The following is a 5,506-nucleotide window of genomic DNA, read 5'->3' on the forward strand; positions in this document are numbered from 1 at the left end:
ACTGAGGGCCGCTCCCCGGATGTCCGGGGGCGGCCCTCAGTATAAAAAGTTGTCCGGCGACGTCCTACTCTCCCACGACCTCCCGGTCGCAGTACCATCGGCGCTGTCAGGCTTGACTTCCGGGTTCGGAATGGGACCGGGTATTTCCCTGACGCTATGGCCGCCGTAACTCTATGGAGTTCACAACACAGTGGACACAAACACGCATGAAGCTGTCGTTCGTGTTCCCGGTCCGTGACTCGGGAACCACACAGTGGACGCGCAACATCTTTGAGGGACAAGCCCTCGGCCTATTAGTACCGGTCGGCTGGGCATCACTGCTGTACACCTCCGGCCTATCAACCCAGTCGTCTACTGGGGGCCTTACCCGGTTAACCCGGTGGGAAACCTCATCTTGAAACGTGCTTCCCGCTTAGATGCTTTCAGCGGTTATCACTTCCGAACGTAGCCAACCAGCCGTGCTCTTGGCAGAACAACTGGCACACCAGAGGTTCGTCCATCCCGGTCCTCTCGTACTAGGGACAGCCTTTCTCAAGTTTCCTGCGCGCGCGGCGGATAGGGACCGAACTGTCTCACGACGTTCTAAACCCAGCTCGCGTGCCGCTTTAATGGGCGAACAGCCCAACCCTTGGGACCTACTCCAGCCCCAGGATGCGACGAGCCGACATCGAGGTGCCAAACCATCCCGTCGATATGGACTCTTGGGGAAGATCAGCCTGTTATCCCCGGGGTACCTTTTATCCGTTGAGCGACGCCGCTTCCACATGCCAGCGCCGGATCACTAGTTCCGACTTTCGTCCCTGCTCGAGCTGTCACTCTCACAGTCAAGCTCCCTTGTGCACTTACACTCGAAACCTGATTGCCAACCAGGCTGAGGGAACCTTTGAGCGCCTCCGTTACATTTTAGGAGGCAACCGCCCCAGTTAAACTACCCATCAGGCACTGTCCCTGATCCGGATAACGGACCTAGGTTAGATATCTAATACGACCAGAGTGGTATTTCAACGATGACTCCACACCCACTGGCGTGAGCGCTTCACAGTCTCCCACCTATCCTACACAAGTCGAACCAAACACCAATACCAAACTATAGTAAAGGTCCCGGGGTCTTTCCGTCCTGCCGCGCGTAACGAGCATCTTTACTCGTAGTGCAATTTCGCCGAGTCCACGGTTGAGACAGCGCCCAAGTCGTTACTCCATTCGTGCAGGTCGGAACTTACCCGACAAGGAATTTCGCTACCTTAGGATGGTTATAGTTACCACCGCCGTTTACTGGGGCTTAAGTTCTCCGCTTCGACACACGAATGTGTCTAACAGGTCCCCTTAACCTTCCAGCACCGGGCAGGAGTCAGTCCGTATACATCGTCTTACAACTTCGCACGGACCTGTGTTTTTAGTAAACAGTCGCTTGGGCCTGGTCTCTGCGGCCATCACCGCGTCTCACAGCTTGTGTGATAACGGATCCGGCCCCCCTTCTCCCGAAGTTACGGGGGCATTTTGCCGAGTTCCTTAACCATGGTTCACTCGATCGCCTTGGTATTCTCTACCTGATCACCTGAGTCGGTTTGGGGTACGGGCGGCGCACAGCTCGCTAGAGGTTTTTCTCGACAGCATAGGATCATCCACTTCACCCATACGGGCTCCCCATCAGGTCTCAGACTTCATGAGAGACGGATTTGCCTATCCCTCGTCCTACACCCTTAGCCAACGACAACCATCGCGTTGGTTGGACTACCTTCCTGCGTCACCCCATCGCTTGACTACTACTGGATCGGGTCATGCGCTCTGCCACCATCGCCCCGAAGGGTCCCGGTGGTTTCGGGCACTTAGCATCACCAGCCTCGTCAGGGGCGCTGTTTTGCCGGTACGGGAATATCAACCCGTTGTCCATCGACTACGCCTGTCGGCCTCGCCTTAGGTCCCGACTTACCCAGGGCAGATTAGCTTGACCCTGGAACCCTTGATCATTCGGCGGAAGAGTTTCTCACTCTTCATTCGCTACTCATGCCTGCATTCTCACTCGTGTGGCATCCACGACTGGTTCACACCGCCGCTTCACTCGCCACACGACGCTCCCCTACCCATCCACACACCTGGACCCACCAAAGTGGGCCTGGATAACGCATGAATGCCATAGCTTCGGCGGATGACTTGAGCCCCGCTACATTGTCGGCGCGGAATCACTTGACCAGTGAGCTATTACGCACTCTTTCAAGGGTGGCTGCTTCTAAGCCAACCTCCTGGTTGTCTGTGCGACTCCACATCCTTTTCCACTTAGTCACCGCTTAGGGGCCTTAGCTGATGGTCTGGGCTGTTTCCCTCTCGACAATGGAGCTTATCCCCCACTGTCTCACTGCCGCGCTCTCACTTCCCGGCATTCGGAGTTTGGTTGATTTCGGTAAGCTTGTGGGCCCCCTAGACCATCCAGTGCTCTACCTCCGGGAAGAAACACGCGACGCTGCACCTAAATGCATTTCGGGGAGAACCAGCTATCACGAAGTTTGATTGGCCTTTCACCCCTATCCACAGGTCATCCCCTCAGTTTTCAACCTAAGTGGGTTCGGTCCTCCACGCGGTCTTACCCGCGCTTCAACCTGCCCATGGATAGATCACTTCGCTTCGGGTCTTGATCGTGCCACTCACACGCCCTATTAGGACTCGCTTTCGCTACGGCTACCCCACACGGGTTAACCTCGCGACACAACGCAAACTCGCAGGCTCATTCTTCAAAAGGCACGCCGTCACCTGATCCACGAATGGACTTCAGCTCCGACGGATTGTAGGCACATGGTTTCAGGTACTATTTCACTCCCCGCCAGGGGTACTTTTCACCTTTCCCTCACGGTACTTGTCCGCTATCGGTCACCAAGGAGTATTTAGGCTTAACGGGTGGTCCCGCCAGATTCACACGGAATTTCAGGGGTTCCGTGTTACTTGGGGTAACGCCACAGAGCTGATCGCTTACGTATACGGGGGTATCACCCTCTACGCCGGGACTTTCCAGCCCACTTCCACTTCACGATCAGTTTCTTACTCTGCGCTGGTTCGGCAGAACCAGCCAGGCGGCCCCACAACCCTCACACCGCAACGCCTGCCGGCTATCACACGACATGAGTTTGGCCTCATCCGATTTCGCTCGCCACTACTCTCGGAATCACTGTTGTTTTCTCTTCCTACCGGTACTGAGATGTTTCACTTCCCGGTGTTCCCTCACCACACCCTATGTGTTCAGGTGGGCGTAACTGGACATGACTCCAGCTGGGTTTCCCCATTCGGACATCCCCGGATCAACGCTCGGTTGCCAACTTCCCGGGGCTTATCGCAGGCTCCTACGTCCTTCATCGGCTCTTGGTGCCAAGGCATCCACCATGTGCCCTTAGTAGCTTGTCTTGCTACAAAGATGCTCGCGTCCACTGTGTAGTTCTCAAACAACGGGCGGGACACCCACCATCGACCCCCGCTGACCCACACCACCAACCCGACACCCCCCGAAGAGGAGAGCCAAGACTGGGACGTGGGCAGTTCGAGGCGGTGAGCACCGCACAAGAAACCGATCACTCGATCCCTCAGGACCCAACAGTGTGTCAAGCACAGCACCGACGCACACGACCCCAGATTTCCACGCCCACCACCAGCCGAAACCGATGACGAACAGTACTGACCAGGACCGCACCTGCGGCCTGCACCAACTAATCGACGTTCCACCAAGCAGCTGACAGACGCGAGACACGAACGGCCCCGAACGACTGCCATGGACACCACCACCGAAGCGGCGGCGCCAAGATGCTCCTTAGAAAGGAGGTGATCCAGCCGCACCTTCCGGTACGGCTACCTTGTTACGACTTCGTCCCAATCGCTCGCCCCACCTTCGACAGCTCCCTCCGTAAACGGTTGGGCCACTGGCTTCGGGTGTTGCCAACTTTCGTGACGTGACGGGCGGTGTGTACAAGGCCCGGGAACGTATTCACCGCAGCGTTGCTGATCTGCGATTACTAGCGACTCCGACTTCATGGGGTCGAGTTGCAGACCCCAATCCGAACTGAGACCGGCTTTTTGGGATTCGCTCCACCTTACGGTATCGCAGCCCTTTGTACCGGCCATTGTAGCATGCGTGAAGCCCTAGGCATAAGGGGCATGATGACTTGACGTCATCCCCACCTTCCTCCGAGTTGACCCCGGCAGTCTCTTATGAGTCCCCACCATGACGTGCTGGCAACATAAGACGAGGGTTGCGCTCGTTGCGGGACTTAACCCAACATCTCACGACACGAGCTGACGACAGCCATGCACCACCTGTACACCAGTGTCCAAAGAGACCCCTGTCTCCAGGGGCTTCTGGTGTATGTCAAACCTAGGTAAGGTTCTTCGCGTTGCATCGAATTAATCCGCATGCTCCGCCGCTTGTGCGGGCCCCCGTCAATTCCTTTGAGTTTTAGCCTTGCGGCCGTACTCCCCAGGCGGGGCGCTTAATGCGTTAGCTGCGGCACGGAACTCGTGGAATGAGTCCCACACCTAGCGCCCAACGTTTACGGTGTGGACTACCAGGGTATCTAATCCTGTTCGCTCCCCACACTTTCGCTCCTCAGCGTCAGGTAATGCCCAGAGAACCGCCTTCGCCACCGGTGTTCCTCCTGATATCTGCGCATTTCACCGCTACACCAGGAATTCCGTTCTCCCCTGCATACCTCTAGTCTGCCCGTATCGGAAGCAGGCTCAGGGTTAAGCCCTGAGTTTTCACTCCCGACGCAACAAACCGCCTACGAGCCCTTTACGCCCAATAATTCCGGACAACGCTCGCACCCTACGTATTACCGCGGCTGCTGGCACGTAGTTGGCCGGTGCTTCTTCTGCGCATACCGTCACTTTCGCTTCGTCTGCGCTGAAAGAGGTTTACAACCCGAAGGCCGTCATCCCTCACGCGGCGTTGCTGGATCAGGCTTTCGCCCATTGTCCAATATTCCCCACTGCTGCCTCCCGTAGGAGTCTGGGCCGTGTCTCAGTCCCAGTGTGGCCGGTCACCCTCTCAGGCCGGCTACCCGTCGAAGCCTTGGTGAGCCATTACCTCACCAACAAGCTGATAGGCCGCGAGCTCATCCTGCACCGCCAGAACTTTCCACCACCCGTGATGCCACAAGTAGTCATATCCGGTATTAGCCACCGTTTCCGGTGGTTATCCCAAAGTGCAGGGCAGATTGCTCACGTGTTACTCACCCGTTCGCCGCTCGTGTACCCCGAAAGGCCTTACCGCTCGACTTGCATGTGTTAAGCACGCCGCCAGCGTTCGTCCTGAGCCAGGATCAAACTCTCCATTGAAAAACAGAAAATCCAAACCCCGGCAAAAAAACGCAACACTGACAAAAAATTGCCAGAATCATCGTCGTTCTACCAAAGGAACCATCAACCATCCCCCACAACCCCCCACAAAGAAGAGCCACAGGAAACAGCCGACAGGTAAATTAATTCGTCGACTTTTGACACACTGTTGAGTTCTCAAGAATCAAGCGCG

At 56.4% G+C, this 5,506-nt stretch carries 3 rRNA genes; all 3 read right to left on the reverse strand.

Annotation, left to right across the window (positions count from 1 at the left end):
• Positions 1–51 precede the first annotated feature (51 nt).
• Positions 52–168, reverse strand: a 5S ribosomal RNA gene (rrf, locus tag ASG49_RS18080).
• 105 nt (positions 169–273) lie between these two features.
• Positions 274–3,390, reverse strand: a 23S ribosomal RNA gene (locus ASG49_RS18085).
• A 404-nt stretch (positions 3,391–3,794) separates the two neighbouring features.
• Positions 3,795–5,313: ribosomal RNA gene (locus ASG49_RS18090) — 16S ribosomal RNA — on the reverse strand.
• Together the 16S, 23S and 5S rRNA genes form the textbook arrangement of a ribosomal RNA operon.
• Between the last annotated feature and the right edge of the window lie 193 nt (positions 5,314–5,506).

The organism is Marmoricola sp. Leaf446, from assembly GCF_001424755.1.
In the GTDB taxonomy this organism is placed as follows: domain Bacteria; phylum Actinomycetota; class Actinomycetes; order Propionibacteriales; family Nocardioidaceae; genus Marmoricola.